Source organism: Paenibacillus sp. Cedars, assembly GCF_003184205.1.
Classification (GTDB): Bacteria; Bacillota; Bacilli; order Paenibacillales; family Paenibacillaceae; genus Paenibacillus_AQ; species Paenibacillus_AQ glucanolyticus.
In genome coordinates this window covers 1,709,918-1,733,281 of record NZ_CP020866.1, presented here as the reverse complement: position 1 = coordinate 1,733,281, position 23,364 = coordinate 1,709,918, and the positions used below count along the sequence as shown (strand labels likewise).

24 protein-coding genes are annotated in these 23,364 nt (G+C 48.5%); 3 read left to right on the top strand and 21 right to left on the bottom strand.

Going from position 1 to position 23,364, the window contains the following annotated elements:
- Positions 1-11 precede the first annotated feature (11 nt).
- The 8 genes from trmFO to B9D94_RS09685 form a co-directional block, all read right to left on the bottom strand.
- Positions 12-1,340 carry an FADH(2)-oxidizing methylenetetrahydrofolate--tRNA-(uracil(54)-C(5))-methyltransferase TrmFO gene (gene trmFO / locus B9D94_RS09720; RefSeq protein ID WP_063480026.1) on the bottom strand — a complete coding sequence of 443 codons (1,329 nt, stop codon included), beginning with the start codon at positions 1,338-1,340 and terminating at the stop codon, positions 12-14.
- 21 nt (positions 1,341-1,361) lie between these two features.
- A complete protein-coding gene (topA, locus tag B9D94_RS09715; RefSeq protein WP_148246920.1) occupies positions 1,362-3,461 on the bottom strand; it encodes a type I DNA topoisomerase in 2,100 nt (699 codons plus the stop codon).
- 36 nt (positions 3,462-3,497) lie between these two features.
- Entirely contained in the window at positions 3,498-4,673 is a 1,176-nt protein-coding gene (gene dprA, locus B9D94_RS09710; RefSeq protein ID WP_063480028.1) for a DNA-processing protein DprA, read from the bottom strand.
- Between the two features lie 130 nt (positions 4,674-4,803).
- Entirely contained in the window at positions 4,804-5,733 is a 930-nt protein-coding gene (sucD, locus tag B9D94_RS09705; protein ID WP_148246919.1) for a succinate--CoA ligase subunit alpha, read from the bottom strand.
- 96 nt (positions 5,734-5,829) lie between these two features.
- Positions 5,830-6,990, bottom strand: coding sequence for an ADP-forming succinate--CoA ligase subunit beta (gene sucC, locus B9D94_RS09700; protein WP_006211339.1), 1,161 nt, complete (start codon positions 6,988-6,990; stop codon positions 5,830-5,832).
- 1,332 nt (positions 6,991-8,322) lie between these two features.
- Positions 8,323-8,829, bottom strand: a complete 507-nt coding sequence (locus B9D94_RS09695) for an SMI1/KNR4 family protein (RefSeq protein ID WP_148246918.1) — start codon at positions 8,827-8,829, stop codon at positions 8,323-8,325.
- Between the two features lie 610 nt (positions 8,830-9,439).
- Complete coding sequence (locus tag B9D94_RS09690; protein WP_148246917.1) at positions 9,440-9,649, bottom strand: hypothetical protein; 210 nt, start codon at positions 9,647-9,649, stop codon at positions 9,440-9,442.
- On the bottom strand, positions 9,636-9,974 hold the full coding sequence (locus tag B9D94_RS09685; RefSeq protein ID WP_148246916.1) for a hypothetical protein: 339 nt from the start codon (positions 9,972-9,974) through the stop codon (positions 9,636-9,638). Before B9D94_RS09685 ends, B9D94_RS09690 begins: the two co-directional genes overlap by 14 nt.
- Before the next feature lie 444 nt (positions 9,975-10,418).
- On the opposite strand from B9D94_RS09685, the gene B9D94_RS09680 reads away from it, so the two are divergent.
- Genes B9D94_RS09680 through B9D94_RS09670 form a run of 3 tightly spaced genes read left to right on the top strand, consistent with a single transcriptional unit; the run spans position 10,419 to position 12,852 of the window.
- Entirely contained in the window at positions 10,419-12,017 is a 1,599-nt protein-coding gene (locus tag B9D94_RS09680; protein WP_148246915.1) for a YifB family Mg chelatase-like AAA ATPase, read from the top strand.
- Positions 12,018-12,043: 26 nt separating this feature from the next.
- Positions 12,044-12,478 (top strand): GNAT family N-acetyltransferase, encoded by a 435-nt coding sequence (locus B9D94_RS09675; protein WP_036642047.1) that lies wholly within the window; start codon positions 12,044-12,046, stop codon positions 12,476-12,478.
- A gap of 17 nt (positions 12,479-12,495) precedes the next feature.
- Positions 12,496-12,852, top strand: coding sequence for a VOC family protein (locus B9D94_RS09670; protein ID WP_148246914.1), 357 nt, complete (start codon positions 12,496-12,498; stop codon positions 12,850-12,852).
- Between the two features lie 99 nt (positions 12,853-12,951).
- Here B9D94_RS09670 and B9D94_RS09665 read toward each other — a convergent pair whose 3' ends face one another.
- From B9D94_RS09665 to rpsP, 13 genes are all read right to left on the bottom strand, one after another.
- On the bottom strand, positions 12,952-13,335 hold the full coding sequence (locus tag B9D94_RS09665; protein WP_036642045.1) for a YraN family protein: 384 nt from the start codon (positions 13,333-13,335) through the stop codon (positions 12,952-12,954).
- Entirely contained in the window at positions 13,335-13,646 is a 312-nt protein-coding gene (locus B9D94_RS09660) for an EscU/YscU/HrcU family type III secretion system export apparatus switch protein (RefSeq protein ID WP_006211349.1), read from the bottom strand. Before B9D94_RS09660 ends, B9D94_RS09665 begins: the two co-directional genes overlap by 1 nt.
- Positions 13,643-15,649: a hypothetical protein gene (locus tag B9D94_RS09655; protein WP_148246913.1), complete on the bottom strand. Its 2,007-nt coding sequence runs from the start codon at positions 15,647-15,649 to the stop codon at positions 13,643-13,645. The genes B9D94_RS09660 and B9D94_RS09655 overlap by 4 nt, the downstream gene beginning before the upstream one ends.
- An 80-nt stretch (positions 15,650-15,729) precedes the next feature.
- Positions 15,730-16,347 carry a ribonuclease HII gene (locus B9D94_RS09650; RefSeq protein ID WP_006211351.1) on the bottom strand — a complete coding sequence of 206 codons (618 nt, stop codon included), beginning with the start codon at positions 16,345-16,347 and terminating at the stop codon, positions 15,730-15,732.
- Between the two features lie 307 nt (positions 16,348-16,654).
- Positions 16,655-17,521, bottom strand: a complete 867-nt coding sequence (gene ylqF / locus B9D94_RS09645) for a ribosome biogenesis GTPase YlqF (RefSeq protein ID WP_006211352.1) — start codon at positions 17,519-17,521, stop codon at positions 16,655-16,657.
- 54 nt (positions 17,522-17,575) lie between these two features.
- Positions 17,576-18,190: a signal peptidase I gene (lepB, locus tag B9D94_RS09640; RefSeq protein WP_006211353.1), complete on the bottom strand. Its 615-nt coding sequence runs from the start codon at positions 18,188-18,190 to the stop codon at positions 17,576-17,578.
- Between the two features lie 102 nt (positions 18,191-18,292).
- The gene (gene rplS / locus B9D94_RS09635) at positions 18,293-18,637 is read right to left on the bottom strand and encodes a 50S ribosomal protein L19 (protein ID WP_036642425.1); all 345 of its coding nucleotides are present in this window, start codon (positions 18,635-18,637) and stop codon (positions 18,293-18,295) included.
- Between the two features lie 241 nt (positions 18,638-18,878).
- The gene (locus B9D94_RS30940) at positions 18,879-19,019 is read right to left on the bottom strand and encodes a hypothetical protein (protein ID WP_006211355.1); all 141 of its coding nucleotides are present in this window, start codon (positions 19,017-19,019) and stop codon (positions 18,879-18,881) included.
- Positions 19,020-19,120: 101 nt separating this feature from the next.
- Complete coding sequence (locus tag B9D94_RS09630) at positions 19,121-21,169, bottom strand: collagen-like repeat preface domain-containing protein (RefSeq protein WP_148246912.1); 2,049 nt, start codon at positions 21,167-21,169, stop codon at positions 19,121-19,123.
- 183 nt (positions 21,170-21,352) lie between these two features.
- Positions 21,353-22,168, bottom strand: a complete 816-nt coding sequence (gene trmD, locus B9D94_RS09625; RefSeq protein WP_148246911.1) for a tRNA (guanosine(37)-N1)-methyltransferase TrmD — start codon at positions 22,166-22,168, stop codon at positions 21,353-21,355.
- 3 nt (positions 22,169-22,171) lie between these two features.
- Entirely contained in the window at positions 22,172-22,693 is a 522-nt protein-coding gene (rimM, locus tag B9D94_RS09620) for a ribosome maturation factor RimM (protein WP_006211359.1), read from the bottom strand.
- Positions 22,694-22,804: 111 nt separating this feature from the next.
- Positions 22,805-23,035 carry a KH domain-containing protein gene (locus B9D94_RS09615; RefSeq protein ID WP_006211360.1) on the bottom strand — a complete coding sequence of 77 codons (231 nt, stop codon included), beginning with the start codon at positions 23,033-23,035 and terminating at the stop codon, positions 22,805-22,807.
- A gap of 21 nt (positions 23,036-23,056) precedes the next feature.
- Positions 23,057-23,329, bottom strand: coding sequence for a 30S ribosomal protein S16 (gene rpsP / locus B9D94_RS09610; protein WP_006211361.1), 273 nt, complete (start codon positions 23,327-23,329; stop codon positions 23,057-23,059).
- Positions 23,330-23,364: the final 35 nt, after the last annotated feature.

Genomic DNA, 23,364 nt, shown 5'->3' with positions numbered 1-23,364 from the left:
TAAGAAATAAGTTACATCGTATTTAGTTCTTTAGCATTAATAAACACACGAATTCCGTCAAGAGCACGGTTAGCAAGAGCGTCATTTTTTTCCTTTTTGTTACGTATGCGTTTCTCTAGATTCGGAAGAAGACCGAAGTTCGCATTCATCGGTTGGAAATTATCAGGATCTGCATGGGTTATGTAGTATGCCATGCTGCCGATAGCTGATTCCTGAGGGAAAACGACACCCTCCTGCCCCTGTGCTGCTCTTGCTGCATTAATTCCTGCAATCAAGCCGGATGCTGCTGATTCCACATAGCCCTCAACACCTGTCATTTGCCCTGCCAGATACAGATTAGGTCTGGTCTTTACCTGATAGGTCTGTTCGAGCAGCTTAGGCGAATTAACAAACGTATTCCGGTGCATAACGCCATATCGTACGATTTCAGCGTTCTCTAGTCCCGGAATCATGGAAATGACCCGCTTCTGCTCGCCCCACTTCAGATGGGTCTGGAAGCCAACAAGATTATACAGAGTTCCCGCTGCATTATCCTGACGCAGCTGCACAACCGCGTGCGGCAGCTCGCCCGTATGCGGGTTTACCAGTCCCACGGGCTTCATCGGGCCGAATAAGGCCGTTTGTTTGCCGCGTTTCATCATAACCTCGATCGGCATACAGCCCTCAAAATAAATCTCCTTCTCAAACTCTTTCAATTGGGCAACCTCGGCATTGATAAGGGCATCATAGAAGGCATCAAACTCTTCTTCCGTCATCGGGCAATTGAGATAAGCTGCCTCACCTTTATCATAGCGGGATGCCAGATACACTTTGCTCATATCGATGGAATCCTTCTCCACAATCGGAGCAGCCGCATCGTAAAAATAGAAATAGTCTTCGCCCATCAGCTCTCGGATTTGCGATGACAGTGCGGGAGAAGTGAGCGGTCCTGTTGCGATAACAACAATGCCTTCTTCAGGTATATGCTGAATTTCTTCATTTACGACCTCAATCAACGGATGGTTATGCAGCGTTTCCGTAATTTCGCCTGAGAATCCATCACGGTCAACGGCCAGTGCGCCGCCTGCCGGTACGGAATTGCGATCTGCCGAGCCGATAACAAGCGAGTTCAGCATCCGCATTTCTTCCTTCAGTACGCCTACCGCATTAGTCAAGCCGTTCGCCCGAAGTGAATTGCTGCACACAAGCTCAGCGAACTTGTCCGTATGATGCGCCGGTGTCTTTACGACCGGCCGCATCTCATATAGTGTAACGGGTACGCCACGGCTCGCGATCTGCCAGGCAGCCTCACTGCCTGCAAGTCCCGCACCGATAACCGTAACCCTCTGTGAATCTGTCAACGTCATTACCCCCTGTATGCCTTACAAATCTGCCGCTTCATCCGGTTCCTCAACCATTTCGGAATAATCACAAGAGGTACACTGAAGCTTGACCCCTTGCTTGCTCTTCTTCTCCACCATTAAACTGCTGCAGCTCGGACACGGCTTCGTTGAAGGTTTATCCCAGGATACAAAATCACATTCAGGATAACGATCACATCCAAAGAAGACGCGCCCCTTCTTGCTTCGCCGTTCCACCACGTGACCTTCCTTGCATTTCGGACACGCCACACCGATATCTTTCACAATCGGCTTGGTGTTACGGCAATCCGGAAAACCCGAACACGCAAGAAACTTGCCGAAACGGCCAAGCTTATAAACCAGGGGCTTGCCGCACTTCTCGCATATTTCATCGGAAACCTCATCTTCGATTTCGATTTCCTTCATTTCTTCCTCTGCTACTTCAAGACGCTTTTCGAAGGATTCGTAGAACTCAGCCAACACCTTTACCCAGTCCTCGGAACCTTCCTCCACATGGTCAAGGTCCTCTTCCATGTTCGCGGTAAACTCCACATTGAGGATTTCAGGGAAGAACTGCTCCATCTGTTCGATGACAAGCTCACCGAGCTCGGTTGGCATGAATTTTTTCTCTTCGATTGCAACGTAGCCCCTCTTCTGGATCGTCTCCAGTGTCGGCGCATACGTACTAGGACGCCCTATGCCGAGTTCCTCAAGCGTCTTGACCAGCCTTGCCTCTGTATAGCGTGGCGGCGGCTGTGTGAAATGCTGCTTCGGCTCAATATCCTGTTTCTCCAGCACGTCACCCGTGTGAAGCTCCGGCAAATACTTATCTTCCTCTGTCGTCCCGTCGTCGTTACCTTCGACGTAGACCTTCATGAATCCAGGGAAACGAACCTTGGAACCGGTCGCGCGGAAGACCGTATTGTTTGCAGCGATATCTACAGAAAGCGTATCCAGTACTGCTGAAGCCATTTGACTCGCCACAAAACGCTCCCAAACGAGTTTATACAAGCGAAGCTGATCCCGGCTCATAAACGGTTTCATGGATTCCGGATCCCGAAGTATGGAAGTGGGACGTATCGCTTCATGCGCATCCTGAGCGTTGGCTGCTTTTTTCGAATATTGTCTCGGGCTCTCCGGTACGAACGGATCACCATACTTCTCGGTGATATATTCCTTCGCTTCTTCTTGAGCTGTCCCGGAAATACGGGTCGAGTCTGTACGCATATAGGTAATCAAACCGACAGTGCCTTCCTTGCCCAGCTCGACACCCTCGTAAAGCTGCTGGGCAACCGACATCGTCTTGGCAGCCCGGAAACCAAGTTTGCGTGCAGCTTCCTGCTGCAGTGAACTGGTCGTAAATGGTGGTGACGGGTGACGCTGGCGCTCCCGCTCTTTCACTTCACCCACTTGGAAGGAAGCATCCCGAATGGCTTCGAGAATTTCATTCACTTCCTGTTCGTTGGTCAATTCCTTCTTCGCACCGTTAAACTGTGTAAATTTCGCTTCGAATGCAGATCCGTTCACGGCCAGCTTGGCCGTAATGGTCCAGTATTCTTCCGGAACGAATGCACTGATTTCGTTCTCGCGATCCAGGATGATTTTGACGGCTACGGATTGAACACGACCAGCCGAGAGACCCTTTTTCACTTTCTTCCATAGAATAGGGCTGATCTTATAACCAACCAAACGATCCAGGATGCGTCTTGCCTGCTGCGCGTTAACCAAATCCATGTTAATTTTGCGCGGCGTCTTAAAGGCATCCTTCACGGCCGTTTTCGTTATTTCATTAAATACAACCCGCAGGCTTTGGGTATCATCCAGCTCCAATGCATGCGCAAGATGCCATGCAATGGCTTCCCCTTCGCGATCGGGGTCAGCTGCGAGGTATACTTTCTTCACCTTTTTGCTAGCATCCTTAAGTTCCTTTAAGACAGAACCTTTTCCGCGGATCGTAATGTATTTCGGATTGAAGTCATTTTCCACCTCAACCCCGATCTGGCTCTTCGGCAAATCGCGAACATGACCCATTGAAGCCTTCACGATATACTTGCTGCCGAGATATTTGCCAATCGTTTTCGCCTTAGCAGGCGACTCTACGATGACGAGTGAATCCGCCACAGGTTCATCCTCCTCTCCAACATTCAAACTTTCCCATTATATGATCTTATATATAGCACCGGGTAATTGGGTAATCTGCTTTTTTATGATTAAAGATAACAGAACTGAATGCAAATGTCCAAAATCCCACTGGGTTCGCTCGATCATCTCATCCAGCGACCCGGGCCCCTGTTCGAGCATATGGTATATGTGTCGTTCATCATTTGTCAACCCGGCTTGTAAATCCGGCTGCTCCTGACGATGGGCCCGCCGCTCCTTATTGTATGTATCCGAAGCCTCTTTTGGCAACCAGGAATCATATTCTTCTATTATATCCCGGGCATCCGTGACCATCTTGGCCCCTTGCTTGATCAAATCCAGCGTCCCTCTGCTCTTAGATGAAGTAAGAGGTCCCGGAACGGAAAACACATCCCTTCCTGCCTCCAGCGCATAATCTGCCGTAATTAATGACCCGCTGCGAGCATCCGCCTCAACAACCACGGTACCCAGCGTTAATCCGGCGATAATCCGGTTTCTCTGCGGGAAAAATCCTGGTAACGCCTTCGTTCCCGGCGGATATTCAGAAATGACAAGTCCCTTGGCCGCAATCTCTTCGTAAAGCGAACGGTTCTCCGGTGGATAGATGACGTCAATGCCCGCTCCTAGAACCGCCACCGTCATTCCGCCGCTTCTCAATGCGGTTTCGTGGACAACGCTATCGATGCCTCTGGCCATACCGCTAACAACCATTAATCCCGCCCTTGTCAGCTCTTCGGATAGCATCGATGCAATCTTGCGCCCATAGGCTGTCGGCATTCTTGTACCCACCATAGCGATCCCCGGTTTAGACAGCAGACGATAATCACCCATGCAATACAATACCCACGGGGCCTGGGGTGAAGATTTCAATGATTCCGGATAAAAGTCATCAAGGGCTGTTATAATACGTATTTTTGAGCGGTTTGTCAAATTCCATACCTCAGCTTGATTCTGTCGAAATTCGCCGTCGCCAACATTCGACATGTCGCTGCGTTTTCTTTCGACGGTGAGTGGGAATTCCTTAGTCAATTTATTCGCTCTTTCGACAGATACCCCGCATGCTCTCCAATCGTTTGCATCGTAGGATAGCATCCCTTCATGCAGTTCCCCTCTAGTTATAATCCGGTTAATCGTCTTCCAACCAATGCCGTCACTTTCATGCAGGGCGACCAGCAGCACGCTTTCCAGCTTCATTATGTGACCTCCTTAAAATATAAAATCGAAAACAAAAAAGCAACCCTTCATTTCCTGTTCAGGAAATAAAAGGTTGCTTACCTTACATTATGAACACAGACTTAACCTGTTATCTGGAAAAAATCATGCCTTAGTGAGTCTTGCAAGACTCCAAAAGACCTTGCTCCTCAAGAACGCTAACCAGAGTTGAGCCCATTTCGGCAGGCGTTGGAGCTACCTTGACACCACAAGCTTCAAGCACGGCAATTTTCTCCTTAGCCGTTCCTTTACCGCCAGAAATAATCGCGCCAGCATGGCCCATGCGTTTTCCTGGAGGCGCTGTGGCTCCACCGATGAAGCCAACAACAGGTTTGTTCATGTTCGCTTTGATCCATTCAGCCGCTTCTTCTTCAGCTGTACCACCGATCTCACCGATCATAATTACCGCTTTGGTGTTAGGATCTTCATTAAACAGTCTCAAGACATCGATAAACTCAGTTCCTTTAACCGGGTCACCACCGATACCAACGGCTGAGGATTGTCCAATGCCGCGAGCGGTCAGCTGATGAACAGCTTCATAAGTCAGGGTACCACTGCGCGATACAACCCCTACATGTCCCGACGTGTGGATGTAGCCCGGCATAATACCGATCTTACATTCGCCCGGTGTAATGACACCTGGACAGTTAGGTCCGATCAGACGAGTCTTCTTGCCTTCCAGATAGCGGGATACTTTCACCATATCGAGCACTGGAATACCTTCCGTGATACAGATAACCAGGTCCATCTCAGCATCAACAGCTTCCAGAATGGAATCTGCTGCAAAAGCTGGCGGTACATAGATTACGCTTGCGGTCGCGCCAGTTTTGGCTTTAGCTTCCTCAACGGTGTTGTAAACCGGCAATTTGACAGTTTCACCGTTCTCCAGCGTGATTTCGACTTCAGTTCCACCTTTACCAGGTGAAGTTCCGCCGACCATCTGGGTACCGTAATCCAGGGCACCTTTTGCATGGAAAAGGGCCGTCTTGCCTGTAATCCCTTGTGTGATAACTTTTGTATTTTTATCGATCAAAATACTCACGATTGATTCACATCCCCTATTGTTATTTGAAAATGAAAGCAACCGCACGGCAGAGCCCTAAAGCCCATCGTGCCATGCCCCTTCAGGAATGAATTATTACTGAACGAGGGAGACGATCTTCTGTGCTCCGTCGGCCATGGAATCAGCAGGCACGATGTTCAGACCGGACTCAGCCAAAATTTGCTTGCCGAGGTCAACATTCGTTCCTTCCAAGCGGACAACAAGCGGACGAGTTAAGCCCAGCTGTTTCGCTGCTTCAACAACACCGGTAGCGATAACGTCGCAACGCATAATACCACCGAAAATGTTGACAAAGATTCCTTTTACTTGAGGATCGGACAAAATAATCTTGAAGGCTTCCGTTACCTTCTCCGTTGTTGCACCGCCCCCAACATCAAGGAAGTTAGCAGGGTCGCCGCCATAATACTTGATGATGTCCATAGTAGCCATCGCAAGACCGGCTCCGTTAACCATGCAGCCGATATTGCCATCAAGAGCTATATAACTCAAGTCGTATTTGGATGCTTCGATTTCCTTCTCGTCTTCTTCGTCCAGGTCGCGCAGTTCAAGAATGTCCTTATGACGGAACAGCGCATTGGAGTCAAAATTGAGTTTGGCATCAAGAGCCATGACGTTTCCGTCACCTGTTACGACAAGCGGATTGATCTCAGCGATAGAGCAATCCTTCTCAACAAATGCCTTATACAGGGCCAGCATGAACTGAACGGCTTTACCAACCAGTTCATTCGGGATATTAATGGAATACGCTAATTTCCGTGCTTGGAACGTTTGAAGTCCGATCGCTGGATCCACGACTTCTTTAAAAATCTTCTCAGGAGTTGCTGCTGCAACCTCTTCGATTTCAGTACCGCCTTCTTCAGACGCCATCAAGACGACACGGCCAGTAGCACGGTCAACTACAACACCGATATAATACTCTTTGCGAATATCGCAGCCCTCTTCAATGAGGAGACGCTTAACTTCCTTGCCTTCTGGACCCGTTTGGTGAGTTACCAACACCTTGCCCAGAATTTCTTCAGCATAAGCACGAACCTCATCCAGGTTCTTCGCCACTTTAACGCCGCCGGCTTTACCCCGGCCACCTGCGTGGATCTGTGCTTTGACAACGGTTACGGGACTGCCCAAAGACTGTGCAGCTTCCACTGCTTCTTCCACCGTAAACGCTACCTTGCCGTTCGGAACAGCTACTCCATATTGCTTCAGTACTTGTTTTCCTTGATATTCATGGATATTCATTCTCGAATCCTCCTATCAACATGACTGGAACAAGGCTGGTTAACATGAGACTAATCTATGAAAGAAAGTTATTCTCGTGTCAACCTTTATATATTAAACCCAAGCTATTGTAACATGTTTTTAAAACGCTTACCTTAAAAAGTTCACCGTTTATCCACTCTATTTAGCATGGGTTTGATTCCTTCCAGATATAAATTGGAAAAATATGTAAAATAAAATCTACTTTTTCTTCACATAGTGCAATAATCCGACAATCCCTAAAACCACGACGGCAACTCCGATGAATCCCGCAACGAGCGTAATGATGATATTCCCCCATAATATTGTCATTTCGTCCCCTCCCCAACCTGTTTTAATTAGCATATACTGTAATATTATACCATTAAATCCCTTATTCAATATACTAAACTATGGCATAAATTAAAACTTTTTATCCTTTTTATGCTATTCACTAGAATGGTACTGGTTTATTTTCTCATCATGATGTCGTATTATTTTCCTACAATATTAGGGTCGTTCTTCATCAGCATGATGAGTTTGTGGATATCAGCTGGCAGGCCAAAATGGACGATCGCTTGTTAAAAAAATGACCGGCCGACACCTGTCGATTACCGAAAGACTCACTGGCTCCGGAAATAACAGGTGTGCGGCCTGCCGCTTTAACCTTTAATGGAGCCATTCAAGGCTCCTTTTTAATCCTACCGAGTATGTAAATCCACATCCCTTTTTCAAATGATCTTTATTTGTATTCAGATAAATCATAGTAAATTTTACCCACTTTTGATATACTAAAATCATTACTTTAGTCATAGGTGCGTGATCAATCAAATGTGGGAAAAAGAACTGAAGATAGCCATACAGAAGAAGCAAAGCGTGACGATATATCTTATCGATGGCGCAGTATTACAAGGCATCCCTGATGCTTGTACAGATTGTTTAAAGATGCGGAGCGTTTATGGACCCGTTTGGGTACCATTAGAGGAAATAAAGCATGTGAGTCGATTAATACGACTAGACGCAAAAAAGAACCTGCTGGCATATAGCTAGTAGGTTCTTTGCTTAAAGAACTGAGAATCCCATGGGATGAACAACCAAAAATGAATCCACATCCCTTTCCTTTTTATGAGCCTTTAAAAGCCGGAAACAAGTGGCCCATATCTCGACGATTGTGCAAGGTTTGACAAATGAAAAAGCGGGAAAGGGCACGCCGCACTCATGCAGCCGTGCGTGTCTTTCTCCCCTTTTTCATGCTTACATTCTATTACGAGAAAAAATTCTTGAATAATGTAAATAACCCGCAGGAAAATCCCGCGGGTTATTTACTTGGCAATATTAATTTTTCCATTCCCAGAAAGGTGAGCCTTGGGCAATTATTAATCTTTCAAGCCAAGTATTAAAATCAATTTCAAACCTGATAGTTGGTGGATCCTCAAAATATTGTTCGTGGTTGTGCCACATCAAATATCCTTTTCCAGTATCCACTCTATCTGAGTCGATGAATAAATAATCTCCAACATAATAACAAATAGGAATCCAGTTTTTAGGCATGTAATTTAAGTGGTATTCATCCATTTGTTTATGGCTTAACAAGTCAAAACCTGTCCCGAACTGGTCTCTAAACAAATAGCATCCGTTACAATACAACAAAAATTCAACATAATGATCTGGAAGTGTCCAGCCTTTTTTCTGGCATAAATTTTGAATGTCACTTAGTGATGCAGGGGAATTAAATGCTGATTTAGTCTCATTCAGATTACCGCTGCTGTAATGTTGAATATATTTATCATTATTTAAACATTTTCTATATGCTTCTAAGTTGTTAACTACATCTGATGCCAATTTTTAATCACCCTTTATTGTAGCTGTTCCACCAAGCTGTTATAAGTTGTTGATGAATTGATCGAGGAACAGGTATTAAATTAGATTTTTCGTTTCCACCACCATATTCACGTGGTTTTATATGATGTATTTCGTATGATGCCCAATCCCATCCAGGATTTCCATAAGTATTAATGTAATAAGTAATGTATGCACCTCTATCCTTACTGCTATCCCACGGAGTTGGATTTGGAACCTTTTTCCATGTTGTAGAAGACGGTTCATAATTGACAATCCAGAGCGTGAATCTACGTATTTAAAATAAGGCATTGCCGCGTTGTTATACAGTATTCGACCAGTGTCACCGGTTTGAAGTCCGACCGGTACTCCTTTTTCAAAGACTTTTACTTCAGTCGATCCAATCCAATACTTCGTTTGAGATCTTAAAGTTGAAGTAAATGATTGATTTCTTGTTAAGTGTTTTGAATCTCTTCCTTTCTCTGCGTAGTATCCTTTGTTACTGGTTTGTACATCACTGGCAAGAAATTTATTGGTAAAACTTACACTGTCGGGTTTACTTCCTACATAACTAACGTATTTTGTTGTGATTTCGATATTTCTAGTATTTAAATTACCATTTAATTGAGTTTACCCAAACAATTCCACCAGTAGCAAGTGGTTTAATCTCTTCGTCATTAAGACTTGTTTTAAAGGAGGCTTGCTCTTCGAGTTCTTCAATATAATTGTCGAGCGATAAAGTCGCTCCACTATCATTGTACAGTAAAACATTTACACTGAAATCACTGATGATTTGCCCATCAGAAAGTTCAGGTTTTTTCATTCAAGTATTGTTTTACTTCCTGTAATACTTCATCTTCTGGAAACTTGTTAAGTGTATCTACAATCTCGTTTTTTTTCGCTTCTAATGAATGTATAAAGGATTCATTATGTTCTGTTATGGCGTCTTGTAACTCAGCAACATTCAAATCACTTGCTTCGGAAGCATAAACTCCAGATACCATGGAAAGTGTCAAAATGGGCGGAGGACATGAGACCCTCACTATTTTTTTAAAGACTCGACGCCTGCACTTCTTCCTTCTTTCTTTCGGAGGACAAACCACTTCGGTTTTCTTTTTACGGTTAATTCCATGTTCAAGGCAACTCAATCATGACACCTCCCCATAAAGATGGTTTAGGGTACTTGAGTGTTTTGCTTTAAGGTTGGACTAATATCCAGATTGGGCTAGATTAGAACCCATCTTTATAAAAAATGGGTTCATGCGCTTACTTATTGTCTTGGTTTTACTAATAATGTTCATACTCTTTCAAATGCAGACAACTCATATTTCTCTCGAGCCTCTCCTAATATGATTTGATTTTCTAACCAGTTACGCCGTGGTGGGGTGTGATTAAAATCGAGGGCAACCCATTTGCTGTCGATATCGAGGAAACTGTAAAACAGAGAGAACGCATATGAATTGACATAAGCTGGATAAGCTTTTACAATACGGACTATAATCACCAGCGAAAGGAGGAAGCACCCTTTTCGAAATCACGGATGTTCTATAACGAATACAATCCACTGATATCTGAAAAAGAGGTGCTTTTTTATGTATGGAAAACTTCATAGCGCGTGCTTGCACGGCATTGATGGCGTTGTCATTCAGGTAGAGGTGGACCTTGCCAATGGTCTGCCGCAAACCGCCATTATCGGGCTGCCCGATTCCTCTATCCGGGAATCCGTGGAGCGGGTACGGGCAGCGATCAAAAACTGCGGATTTACCTACCCGCTTAAACGGGTAACCATCAATCTCGCCCCGGCAGATCTTCGCAAGGTGGGATCCTCCTTCGATCTGGCGATCGCTGTTGGCATATTGCTGACAAGCGAGCAATGGACCTTTACGGATGCAGGACGAATGCTAATCGTTGGCGAACTTGCACTGGATGGTGCGCTCAGACCCGTAACGGGTGTTCTGCCCATGGTGGAGCAAGCCAAAAAAGAGGGTTTTACTGGGGTTGTCCTGCCGCTCGAGAATGCTCCTGAAGCAGCATTAATTGGGGGAATCGAGGTTTACGGGCTGCAGCACCTGAAAGAGCTCGTTCAGGATGGGAATGATCCCAATGGAGCCATGGGAAATTTAATGGCTGACGTTTCGCTGTCAAAGCTCCGCTATGATAAATCATCGCAGTCTGGTGGAACACAACATGAAAGCCCGCAGGACACACAGCTTGAAGATTATCAAGATGTGATCGGACAGCAGCATATCAAGCGGGCCCTCACGATTGCTGCTGCCGGGATGCACAACATCTTGCTTATCGGCCCTCCCGGTACCGGAAAAACGATGCTCATGAAGCGTCTTCCCACCATCCTTCCGCCGCTGGCAGACCAAGAAGCGTTGACAACTACGAAAATATTCAGCGCTGCCGGCAAATTAAAATCGTCCGACGGCTTGATGACCAAACGCCCCTTCAGGTCTCCGCATCATACCATCTCGGCCGGCGGGCTCATCGGAGGGGGAACCATTCCGAAGCCGGGGGAGGTCAGCCTGGCCCACAAGGGCATTCTGTTCCTTGATGAACTCCCTGAGTTCTCCAGGCATGTGCTTGAGGTGCTGCGCCAGCCCCTGGAGGACCGCGAAGTAACCATCAGCCGGGCACGGGCGGTATTTACCTTCCCGGCGCATTTCATGCTGGCTTGTTCGATGAACCCTTGTCCGTGCGGTTATTACGGCAGCGATCATCCCCATCAGCGATGCACTTGCAGCGTTACTCGAATTGCTCAATACCGCGCTAAGATCTCGGGTCCCTTAATGGACCGGATCGACCTGCAGGTGGACGTGCCCAGGCCTAAGGAATGGCCGGGAAGCTCCACTCCTATATCCTCACAGCAAATGCGGGATCAAGTCTACGCGGCGCAAGCCATTCAGTTAGAGCGCTACCACAGACTTCCATTTTGCTGGAACAGTGAACTCTTTGGAAGCTTCCTGAGGAAACATGTGCTGCTGGACAAGGACTCGGCAGAGCTTCTGCAAGCGACAATCGACACACTTGGTCTTAGCATGCGCGCCTATGACAGGATTCTGAAGCTGGCTAGAACCATTGCAGACTTGGAAGCATCCCGAGAGATTCATAGCCGTCACGTTGCTGAAGCGATTCAATACCGGCAGCTGGATCGACAGCATATCGCGACCGAAGAAACATCCCGCTAAATGACAGCGATTGGAGTGAATACATCATGGAAGTCAGACCGATGGCCCCTGCTGATATGGATGATCTCATCCAAATCTGGCTTGATGCATCCAAGGAAGCCCATCATTTTGTCCCAGCCGAATATTGGGAGTCCCGGCAAGCGGAAATGCGGAATGTCTATCTCCCGATGTCAGAAACCTACTTGATTGAAGACGCAGGAGGCATCCAAGGGTTCGTCTCCATGGTTGAAAATGATCTTGCCGCATTATTTGTTAACACAGGCCAACAAAATCAGGGATACGGAAAAGCACTTCTTCACTGCGCCATGAACCTTAGAGATGTTTTGAAGCTTCGGGTGTATGAGAAGAACCAGAGGGCATTCCGCTTCTATATAAAAAACGGTTTTGAAGTTCTTGATGTTTCGGTGGACAGCGACACGGGGCAAAAAGAACAGGTCTTGATCTGGAGCAGCAGCAAATAAAACCAAGGAGTGATACCATGACTACTTCTATTTTTCAGCATATTGACACTGTCTTTGTACCCACCCGGAATATGAAAGCTGCAAAGGAGTGGTACACAAATGTTTTGGGAGGCCGAGTCGGTTGGGAGAGCGAGCAAGGCGAATACCAATGCATCCTGTTCGGGCAGACATCCCTCACCCTGTTCTCTACAGAAGAGGGTAAGTATTTTGAGCCCCGTCACGCTATGTTTAATTTTTTTGTCTCCAATGCCGAGGAGGCTCATCAACACCTGAAGGACCATGGCGTACGCGTCGATACCATTCTGGAGTACGGCGCAACCTACTTTACCTTCTATGATCTGGATGACAACTGTCTGGAAGTCTGCCAATACTAATGGAAACTCACCGTTTAAGTAAAAGAAGGTGAAGGAGTTTATCACTCCGCCACCTTCTTTTTTTAATTCGTGTTATGCGGGGTAGCATTCACTTTCAATCTAAAATGCATTCTCGATATGCTCCATCGAGACAGCCGTCAGATCAGCGCCAAGAATTATCGAGATGACATCGAAGCGAACCGACCGTTCATGGTGACGTTTCTGATGCACGTACTGCTGTGCCGTATTCCGAACCTGTATCATTTTGCGGGCATTTACGGATTCCGAAGGCGTACCGAAGCTTGTCGTCCCGCTTCGGCTTCTTACTTCAATGATCACGAGGGTCGCCCCGATCTCGGCAACGATATCCAGTTCTCCAAAGCGGCAGCGCCAATTGCGGTCCAGTATGCGATAACCTTTCTCAACCAAGGCTGCTGCCGCCAATTCCTCAGCAGCCGCACCTTTTTGCTTGCGGCTGTCTTTCTTCCCGAATCGAGAGGGCATTACGGCATCATTCCCTCCTGCTTCGCCTGACCATCCGCGCGATAAACGTATGTCAGCACTTCGGCTACGAGCTGATAAAGCTCTGCAGGGATCTGCTGGTCCAGGTCCAGCTTGGAGAGAATCTCCACCAATGCGGCGTCCTCCTGAACAGGAACCCCATGCTCTTTGGCTTTATCCAGAATAGATTCCGCCAGCTTGCCCTGTCCTTTGGCAACAACCATCGGCGCTTCACTCTCGCCAGGCGTATATTTAAGAGCAACGGCCTTTTTCATGGCCGTCATCGATCCTTGTTCTTGCTCTTGCTTGGTCATATCCGCATATCCACCCCTTTATAGGTCTGAGGGGCGTATTCTGCGGCCGTTCCCTGCACCGACATATCCGAAGACGGCTGTGGATCAACGGGCAGCGGTTCTGTTTTTACGCTTAACAACTGATAACCAATGGACGCAACAGCCGTCGCCAGCTCTTGCTTTTTTCCTTCAAACAGTTCCGCGGCAAAGCTCTGGTCATTCCGGAAGCTGAGGCTGACAATCCGGTCGACGACCTGCACATCAATGAGGGTCGGTCCCAGAAATCTCATATCCAGATCAAACAACAGCCGGCAGTTGGTGGCATCGAGCTCGCCTTTGCGCCCTCTGCGCGACTGAATATGTACGGAGGCGGTCTGTTCTCCGTCCGCGCCATGCAGAGGGATAAACATGGTAACCTGGGCGAACGGTGCTGTTCTATCCGTGTTCAGCAGGAGCTGCTGCCCCGTTAAATGCTGCACGATTTGCTGAGCGGCTTCCTTCAGTGCCGACGGTGTTTCCTGGCTGGACAGAACTTGAAGGAGCACCCCCTTCAAGGTGTCCTGAAGGGCTTGTGACGAGTCGCCTGCCTGCGTTGAGGCGATGACTGACTGCTGCTGCATGCCCTGGGCCATACTCTGCTGTGCAGAAGGCACAGAGGGTTGTGCCACGCCCGGCTGATTCGCTGTGCCCGCTTGGGCAACCGGAGCTTGATGAATTATGCTTGCTGCGTTACCAGCCGTAACAGGGGCGCTCGGTACGGCCCCTGAGCCGGTACCGGCAGCATTGGCGGCTGGCGGCTGGGAAGCGGCGACTCCCCCAGCTGCCGCCTGCTGCTGTGCCGCAGCAGCAGGCGATAAAGCAGCACCCGCTGTCGATGGAGCGGGTGCTGGAGCAGGAGCAGGTGCGGGCACTGCCGCACTCGCTCCTGCCGCGCCACCGCCGGGCAGCGCGGTCGCCTGCTGCCCGCCCGGCAAAGCGGCGCTACCCGTGCGCGCCGCTTCACCCGCGGGGCCGCTGACGGCCCCGCGCAGGCTTTGCTGCTCGTGCTCTGCACCGAGCAGCTTCAGGAGCCGCCCCACCCATGGCTCCGCGCCAGGGGTGGGCGGCTTGGGCGAAGGGCCTGCGGCCCCTTCGCCCGGGGCTGCCGCCAGCCCAGCGGGCACGGCGGCTTGTCCGGCGGCAGGCGTTGCCGTGCCGCCGCCAGCCCATGGCTGCGCGAGCTCGCCGCGCAGCTGCTGCAGCAGGCCTTGCAGCTTGGTCAGCAGTGCCTGCTGACCTGTCGCGGTCTGCGCTGCGCTGCCAGCGCCTCCTGCTGGAGTGCTGGCCTGCTGCGGTACGGTTTCAGCTGCTGCGCCGCTCGCAGCACCGGCTATAGGAGAAGATGCAGGCGCTGTGCCTTCCCCCCCATCTCCAGCAGTCCCGGCGCCGACACTTATAACAGACGCCAGCTGCTGTTCAAGAGACTGCAGTAATTGATGGAGCTGAGGTCCGAATACTGCCTGATGCAGCCCCTTCACACTTTCGGGAGTAATCGGCAGTCCGCGATGAAACGCGATAGCAGCCGACTCCGCCCATTCTGCCGCAGGAACCATTGGTGGTTTCACGGCCAACGCCTCACGAAACATAGCTATATTTTCCTTCGTTAACGGAACTCCTGCCGTCTGCATGCCCTTAATCATTTCCCGGTTTTCCTTCGTATCCGGGAGACCGGCAAAGTCCAGCACCTCCGCCATGGAGGATGGGGACAACGGCTGGCCCGGCGTTGGACTAAGCGGCTTGAGTACGGCTGTCCCTCCATCTCCCGGCGGCTGAACCTGCAGAAGCGCGGTTTCTCCGGCTCGAAGCGGCGTTTCCAGTTTTGCCTTCACTTGAACGCCCTGGATCTGCACTAACGCTTCCTGCCCATCTTCCGATACGTTCATAACCACACCGCGAACGACCTGACCCGGCTTTAATTCCAACGTCTTGGCGTCTCCCGGCTTTTGCTCTCCCAGGAGTCCGCGAATCAACGATCCGATGTTCACGATTTATCCTCCCACGCCTTCTATTTACCTTATATATCGGCAGCAGCCCGCCTTTTGACGAGGGCGGGCTGCATCGAATTCTAGAATAAGGACAATTGCTCAATCTCCATGTTTTTCAAAAAACTTCTCCGGTGCATGGACGTAGGTCCGTGCAATTGCAGCTGTTCCCGGTGAAATTTGGTTGCGTAGCCTTTATGTACTGCAATTCCGTATTCCGGATATCGCGCCTCCCATTCCCTTTCACACAATCTGTCACGGGTGACCTTCGCAATAATGGAAGCCGCGGCAATGGACTGGCTGTTGGCATCGCCTTTGATAATCGCACGCTGCGGGATATCGCAATCCACCTTCTCAGCATCAACAAGCAGAAATTGAGGGGTGACCGCCAATTGCTCAACAGCCATCTTCATCGCAAGCCTTGCCGCTTGTTTAATGTTGATCCTGTCGATCGTTTCCGCATCCACCAACCCCACACCGACAGCGAGCGCATCTTCCATGATGAGATCATAGAGTGTCTCCCGCTTCTTGGCACTGAGTTTCTTCGAATCATCAATCCCTTCGATTACTAACCCTTCCGGTAAAATAACCGCCGCCGCAACCACATCTCCGAACAAACAGCCCCGGCCAACTTCGTCAATGCCTGCAATATGTATATAATGATTCCAATAGTCACGCTCGTACATTAATAAATCCGTCATAGGTTTAACCCCTTTGGTTCCAAATTACCGCTTGTTTCAAGTCCGTACATACGGTCTGTCAACTACACTCTCAATCTAGTAACTCTTCTAGATTATCACACAAGACACAGGGCGTCACCCTTTCGCAGCAAACGCCGATTCCAGAACAGGTAGGATCATACCATTTCAACAAAAAGAGCTGCCATCACCGGCAGCTCTTACCTTGTCTTACATTCACTTTTTTATCACGTGCCAAAAACAAAACTTTTATGCTGTATCATCCTCATGGCGGACATGAGCAGAGATGTATCGCATTATCCCAAGCTAATCAATAAGGGGACTCCATGGAATAGCGGCCTAGCTTGCCTGCACGGAGCTCACGCAGGAATATGCTCGAGGCTTTTTCCAGATCGACTCTGCCGCCGCTTACGATACAGCCGCGTTTTCTTCCGACCGCTTCCATGACGGCAACGATTTCATCCGGATTGTCCAGATCCGTCGGACGTTCCTTGAGATCAAATCGCTCACTCATCGTCTCCCAATAATAGTTGGAGAAATATTTGATCGCAAAATACGCAATATCCTCTACGTTCAATATTTCTTCCTTGATCGCGCCGGTTACCGCAAGTCGGTACCCTACATTCTGATCCTCAAACTTCGGCCACAAGATACCTGGTGTATCCAGCAGCTCCATCTCCCCGCCGGCAACCTTAATCCACTGCTGCCCTTTCGTTACACCTGGACGATCCCCCGTCTCCGCGATGTTACGGCCAGCAAGCCGGTTAATCAGAGTGGACTTGCCCACATTCGGTATACCTACAATCAACACACGCATCGCACGCGGATTCATTCCCTTGGCGATTTGTTTGTCGATTTTTTCCTTCAACAGCAATTTAATCTGGTTGGGAATATCCTTGATGCCTGTTCCTGTTGATGCATCTACAGGAAAGGCCGTTAGGCTATTTTCTTTAAAATAAGCCTGCCATTGCCTTGTAACCTCAGGATCGGCCAAATCGGCTTTATTCATGATGATCAGCCGCGGCTTGCCCTGCAAAATCTCGTCAATCATCGGATTTCGGCTTGAGAGCGGAAGCCTCGCATCGATCAGCTCAATTACAGCATCGATCAGCTTCAGCTTCTCCTGAATTTGGCGGCGCGCTTTGGTCATATGTCCAGGAAACCATTGTATTGTCAAACGTCGTCACCTCTACTTTGCTCTGCAAACTTTCATCGTTCTATAGCGTCGTGGCTAATGGTTGATGAGCCCTACGTCTTTAATCGGCCAGAAAATCAAGTCTGCTCGACCGATAATATCCCCCAAAGGAACATATCCTATCATTCGGCTGTCTGTGCTGTTGGAACGGTTATCCCCCATCACAAACACATGGCCTTCTGGAACAACGCCTTCCGGAACAAAGGAGTTCGGAAAATCTGTGTTATTGTATAATCTGTCCTCAGCATGGGCCTTATCAATTGCTTCCTGTATGTAGGTTTCATTCACAGGCTCTCCGTTGACAAGCACTTTATCGCCTTCAACTTTAACCGTATCACCAGCAACAGCGATCACGCGTTTAATGAAATCCCTACCCTCATCAGGAACATGGAATACGATGACTTCTCCACGCTCTGGCTTGCGGATATCATATAGAATCTCGTTAACAATCAACTTTTGATTGGATACAAAATTAGGTTCCATAGACGGACCTTGCACAATAAACGGTTTAAAGAGAAGCCAGCGAATGAGAACGACGAGAACCAGAGCAATAAGAAGAGCCTTTAGCCATTCTACCAGCTCGTTTTTAGCCTTCTTGGCCGGTTTCCCCACGTTTGTGTCCAATGCCTCATGTTGTTGATCTTTCTCCATAACCCACCGTCCTTCTCTATAGATCGCTTTCCATAATAGCGATTTTTGGATATACAAAAGGGGCTTGTATATACGCACAAGCCCCTTTTTACCGCCTTGTAATTAACGACGAATTTCTTTAATTCTCGCTGCTTTACCGCGCAGTTCACGAAGATAATAAAGCTTCGCACGACGCACTTTACCACGGCGAGCCACTTCGATTTTATCGATTTTAGGCGAGTTGATTGGGAAAGTTCTTTCCACACCAACACCGTAAGAAATTTTACGAACGGTAAAAGTCTCACTGATTCCGCCACCGCGACGTTTAATTACAACACCTTCGAACAACTGGATACGCTCACGAGTTCCCTCGATAACCTTCACGTGTACTTTCAAAGTATCACCAGGACGAAAGCTCGGAATATCCTTGCGAAGTTGTTCTTCAGTAATCGCTTGAACGATATTCATCATCTATGACTCCCTCCTCTCACACAGGCGTTCTTGCATCTTCCGGAAATTCTATGTATTTCCTTCATTATCCGCAGCGGACCACCGTATTCACAACAAAAGAAATAGTATCACATTTTGCGGTTAGAATCAAGTATTTCATCTTTACACCCATCCAGATGATCCATAATTATAGTACACTCACCTTTAAAAAACCACTTTTGGCATGTAAGATAACATGTCAAAAGTGGTTAGACTAAGATTAATTTACGGATTCTTTCGAATCGCTTGCCTCTTTATGGCGCTTGCCGTAATATTCCAGAATATCATCGACGGTTTGAAAGGATACTTCTGTATGATCTTTTTCCATTTGATTGTTATACGTTACATTATTATCTGACACGATTAAGGGCCTCCTCAACAATGCTTATGTCTTGTTTCCAATAATGTATTAACCACAAACATTTCGGCTGTAACATGTAAAATCTTGCAGCTGTTCTTATTTTAATAACCCATTCTGGTGATATTGAGCCTGGCGGCGGTCTGTGTAGATGTAACGGTTTGGGTCTGTGCAGACAAATTATATAGCTGTACGGTATCGCCAACCTTCATGTTGATAACGGCAGAGCCGGATACCCGATCGTCATTTGCACTAGATGCCATGTTGGCCGGAGAAGTCGTATTGCTATTAACCACAATTCCGAAGATGCCTGGTGAATTTTGCTGGTTGGAAAGTGCAACTTGCCAGTTGATGAAATAAAAACCTGCGGTGTTGATCGCGAGTGTCGTGGTTCCATTAAAAGTTACGCCTTGCAGTTCATTTTGCGAGAAGATGATGGGCGACATCGCTGGAACCGATTGAGTCCTTCCCGCCGCGTTATAAAGTACAACTCCCCCAACCCATGGCCCGGCCCCCGTTGAACCAGCAGCATCGGTTACTTCAGACGCTCCTGCGGCTCCTGCTGTTCCCGTACGGCGAATTACCGCTGTAACCTCAACTCCGCCCGTTGGCCCCGTAGAACCGATTACTCCAGTCACTCCTGTGGTCTCTATTGGGCCTGTTAACCCCGTGATGGTTACTGCACCTGTCACTCCTGCGGCTCCTGTAACACCCGTAAATCCTATGGAGACAGTTGTTCCCGCCATGCCTGCTGGACTTGCCGCTTCGGTTGCGGTTGCTTCAGCTGAACCCGCGATTCCTGCTTCGCCCGTAGTTCCCGTAACCCCAACCACACGCGCTGCTCCGCTTGGAACGGTTACTGCCCTTCCACTTACAGCACCCTTCGGTCTCGTCATCCCAGTTCCCCCGGTGGTACCCGTAACTCCATTACATCCGGGCGCTCCCAATAGACCTCTATCACCCGTGACCCCAACTACACCTGTTGGCGCGGTCGGACCCGCTGTTCTAGCTGTGCCTGCTGGACTTGCCGCTCCCATTCTACCTGTCGGCCCTCTCGATCCCTTAAGGCTCGCTCTGCCTGTCGCTCCGATGGATCCAAACGCTACTGTTGCTCCCGTATTTCCTGTCGCCCCGGTTGAACCTCTTACTCCTGTAATTCCAGTAATGCCCCCCGGAGTCATTACTCTTGCAGTACCTGTAGCCCGATTCTTTCCCGTCGTACCTGCAGCCACCGTCAGGCCCGTTAGTCCCGCGACCCTGATTCGACCTGATTCCAAGGAATCTCCTGCTTCAGCAGTTTCTCTTGAGCTCGGAGAACCGTGTCCTTGAGCGGTTTTAGCTTCTACATGATGCTGAACATGATCAGCACTGGAGTTCTTTAAGATAGACAATAATGACTGCAATGCAGCTTCCCGGACCGCTTTCGGAAGGTTCAGACCCGAAACAACACCTGACAGGGCATTGGTATAGTTGGCCAGTTGAACGCTCAAGTCACCTGAAGATGCACCGTTCCCCAAGAGCCTATCCATTCCTTCTGTAAGAGCTTGCATCCCGTCAAGCTCCTGCTTCGAAACACCCAATACACTGCTCTGCTGATGGATACCTTGAAGAACATCTCCAAGGCGCTGTCTGGATCGTTCACCCGGGTTCTTGACAGCATCCATAACATATCGCGGCAAATTGATCACCAGATTTGCTAACGGAATCGGATCAGAACGCTGTGCCGGATCATTCATCACGGTTTGAATGCCATTCTGAACTTCCGCAAGCACTGGATTAATGACACTGCCTACGCCAATGCGTTCCCCAAACGTTTGCAGCAAGGTTACGACCCCATTCAGTCTTGAGGCAATATTCTGCAGGTTATCTGCATTCGGAATCGTCACAACTTGCTGGACCGCTTCCTTCATACTGCGGTGTTCTCTTTGTGCAAACCTCATGCCGGACACCAGCTCGTTCAGACTCTGTAATTGTATTTTGATTCGAGTGAAGTTATCATTCTCTGGCAACTCCACAAATGCACTTGTCAGCGAAGCCAATTGGGAAATCCGCGCAACAAACCTCGCGGCTTCGGTCCTCCTCACTCGCATTCGTCCAGAAGCCAGCCCACGAATCACGGCTTTATTGCCCTTACGCCTCCTCTTCTCTTGCATCTAACCTACTCACCCCTAACAATTCTCATTCATCCGCAAACGCCTATGTAGGCACATTATTCAATGGATATGGATTATGTTCTCGTCAGCCTCTCTTATTATTGTTATTGATTTCGGCAGTAATCTATACGAAAAAAAGGAAAGATCGGCATACGCAGATCTTTCCTTTGTCTATGGCATTCATTATAAACGTTCCGATTCTTGCTGAAGCTTTGCGATATAAATCCGATCCTGTTTGGACAATTCCAGCTTGTCCAACAATTCAGGTCGACGCTCCCAAGTCCGTCTGAGCGCTTGTTCACGGCGCCACACTTCGATATTCGCATGATGGCCGCTGAGCAGAATATCCGGCACCTTCCATCCCCTGAATTCAGCCGGACGGGTATAGTGAGGGTATTCCAGCAGCCCTGTACTGAATGAATCCGTCACCGCCGATGTCTCATTGCCAAGAACACCCGGCAGCAATCGAACCACGGAATCAATAACAACCATTGCGGGCAGCTCTCCGCCTGTAAGCACATAATCCCCGATGGATAATTCATCAGTAACCAAATACTCGCGGATGCGTTCATCATAGCCCTCGTAATGACCGCATATGAACACAAGATGCTCTTCCTGAGACAGTTCTTCCGCTTTCTTCTGTGTAAACGTCTCGCCTTGCGGGCACATCAGAATAACGCGTGGAGGCTTAACGCCCTCTGATGATTTCGATGAGCCCTCCGCCAGCCCAGCCTCTTCCTCGTTGTTCGAAATCTGATCATAAGAACGTGGAGTTAGAATATCCTCCACTGCGGCAAATATCGGATCCGGCTTCAACACCATCCCGCCCCCACCGCCATATGGCGTATCATCCACCTGACTATGCTTGTTTCCGGCGTACTGGCGGAAGTTGATAGCATTTAAATGCACAATTTGTTTCTCGGCCGCTTTACCTAAAATGCTCGAATGGAACACACCGTCGAACATTTCCGGGAACAGCGTCAGCACATCAATCCGCATGGACTATAACAACCCTTCCATAAGATGCACGCGGACAAGCTTGGCTTCCTTATCTACGTCAAGAACGACATCCGGGATGGCTGGCAGCAGAACTTCCTTGCCTTGAGGGGTCTTCACAACCCATACATCATTAGCTCCGGGCGTTAAAATTTCTGAAATCGTGCCAAGCTCCTCTGCCGGTTCATCATCTGTCAGCACCTTGCAGCCAATGATCTCATGGAAGTAATACTCGTTGTCCGGAAGCTCCTCCTGAAGGTCCGCTTTGATCTTCAGCAGAGAGCCTTTATACTTCTCAGCATCGTTAATTCCATGCAGCTCTTTAAATTTAAGGACATACATATTTTTATGAAAACGGGATGTATCCACCGTTGCTTCAATCATGCTCCCTTTGTCCGGGACAATAAACAGCTTGCTCTTAACAGCAAATCGCTGGTCAGCAAAATCCGTATGCGGCATCACTTTGACTTCTCCGCGGATTCCATGCGTATTCACGATTTTGCCTACGGTAAACAACTTTTCAGACATGGTCTTCCTCCTGCATCACTTAATGAACGTTCGCTCATGTATGACCGACTGATTTCTTCAGCATGTACGAAAAAGGGCTAGGACATGCATCCTAACCCCCTTTCGTATATTTTAAGAAATGATATCAACGGTCACCCGTTTATCCATTTTAACTGCCGCCGATGTTACGACTGTACGCAATGATTTGGCGATACGCCCCTGTTTGCCTATGACCTTCCCGACATCGTCAGGATGCACGTACAGCTCATATACAATCAAGTGCTCCTTCTCAACGGTCTTCACAGTCACATCTTCTGGATGATCCACTAAAGCCTTAGCAATAACGCGAACTAATTCTTCCATAGATAACCCTCGCGATCAGTCTTATTTCTGATGCTTCAGCTCATGAAACTTCTTCATTACGCCCGCTTTGCTCAGCAAGTTGCGAACAGTATCAGATGCTTGCGCACCATTTTGAAGCCAGTTCAGTGCTTTCTCTTCATCGATCTTAACTTCAGCCGGTTGAGCAACCGGATTGTAATAACCGATTTCCTCGATAAAGCGGCCGTCACGTGGGGAACGGGAATCAGAAACCACCACGCGGTAGAAAGGAGCCTTGTGAGCACCCATGCGTTTCAGACGAATACGTACTGCCATTTTGAAAATTCACCTCCTTCAAAAAATGTCCATGC

Excerpts from the sequence above, each read along its gene's own strand:
- B9D94_RS09660 (WP_006211349.1), bottom strand. The coding sequence starts at position 13,646 with ATGACCAAGCAAGAGCAAGAACAAGGATCGATGACGGCCATGAAAAAG.
- B9D94_RS09630 (WP_148246912.1), bottom strand. The coding sequence starts at position 21,169 with ATGCAAGAGAAGAGGAGGCGTAAGGGCAATAAAGCCGTGATTCGTGGG.
- rplS (WP_036642425.1), bottom strand. The coding sequence starts at position 18,637 with ATGAATATCGTTCAAGCGATTACTGAAGAACAACTTCGCAAGGATATT.
- trmD (WP_148246911.1), bottom strand. The coding sequence starts at position 22,168 with ATGCGGATTGATGTGCTGACGCTGTTCCCGGAAATGTTCGACGGTGTG.
- rpsP (WP_006211361.1), bottom strand. The coding sequence starts at position 23,329 with ATGGCAGTACGTATTCGTCTGAAACGCATGGGTGCTCACAAGGCTCCT.
- rimM (WP_006211359.1), bottom strand. The coding sequence starts at position 22,693 with ATGTCTGAAAAGTTGTTTACCGTAGGCAAAATCGTGAATACGCATGGA.
- B9D94_RS09615 (WP_006211360.1), bottom strand. The coding sequence starts at position 23,035 with ATGGAAGAATTAGTTCGCGTTATTGCTAAGGCTTTAGTGGATCATCCA.
- B9D94_RS09650 (WP_006211351.1), bottom strand. The coding sequence starts at position 16,347 with ATGACGGATTTATTAATGTACGAGCGTGACTATTGGAATCATTATATA.
- B9D94_RS09690 (WP_148246917.1), bottom strand. The coding sequence starts at position 9,649 with ATGAAAAAACCTGAACTTTCTGATGGGCAAATCATCAGTGATTTCAGT.
- dprA (WP_063480028.1), bottom strand. The coding sequence starts at position 4,673 with ATGAAGCTGGAAAGCGTGCTGCTGGTCGCCCTGCATGAAAGTGACGGC.
- B9D94_RS09675 (WP_036642047.1), top strand. The coding sequence starts at position 12,044 with ATGGAAGTCAGACCGATGGCCCCTGCTGATATGGATGATCTCATCCAA.
- B9D94_RS09670 (WP_148246914.1), top strand. The coding sequence starts at position 12,496 with ATGACTACTTCTATTTTTCAGCATATTGACACTGTCTTTGTACCCACC.
- sucC (WP_006211339.1), bottom strand. The coding sequence starts at position 6,990 with ATGAATATCCATGAATATCAAGGAAAACAAGTACTGAAGCAATATGGA.
- B9D94_RS09665 (WP_036642045.1), bottom strand. The coding sequence starts at position 13,335 with ATGCCCTCTCGATTCGGGAAGAAAGACAGCCGCAAGCAAAAAGGTGCG.
- lepB (WP_006211353.1), bottom strand. The coding sequence starts at position 18,190 with ATGGAGAAAGATCAACAACATGAGGCATTGGACACAAACGTGGGGAAA.
- B9D94_RS09680 (WP_148246915.1), top strand. The coding sequence starts at position 10,419 with ATGTATGGAAAACTTCATAGCGCGTGCTTGCACGGCATTGATGGCGTT.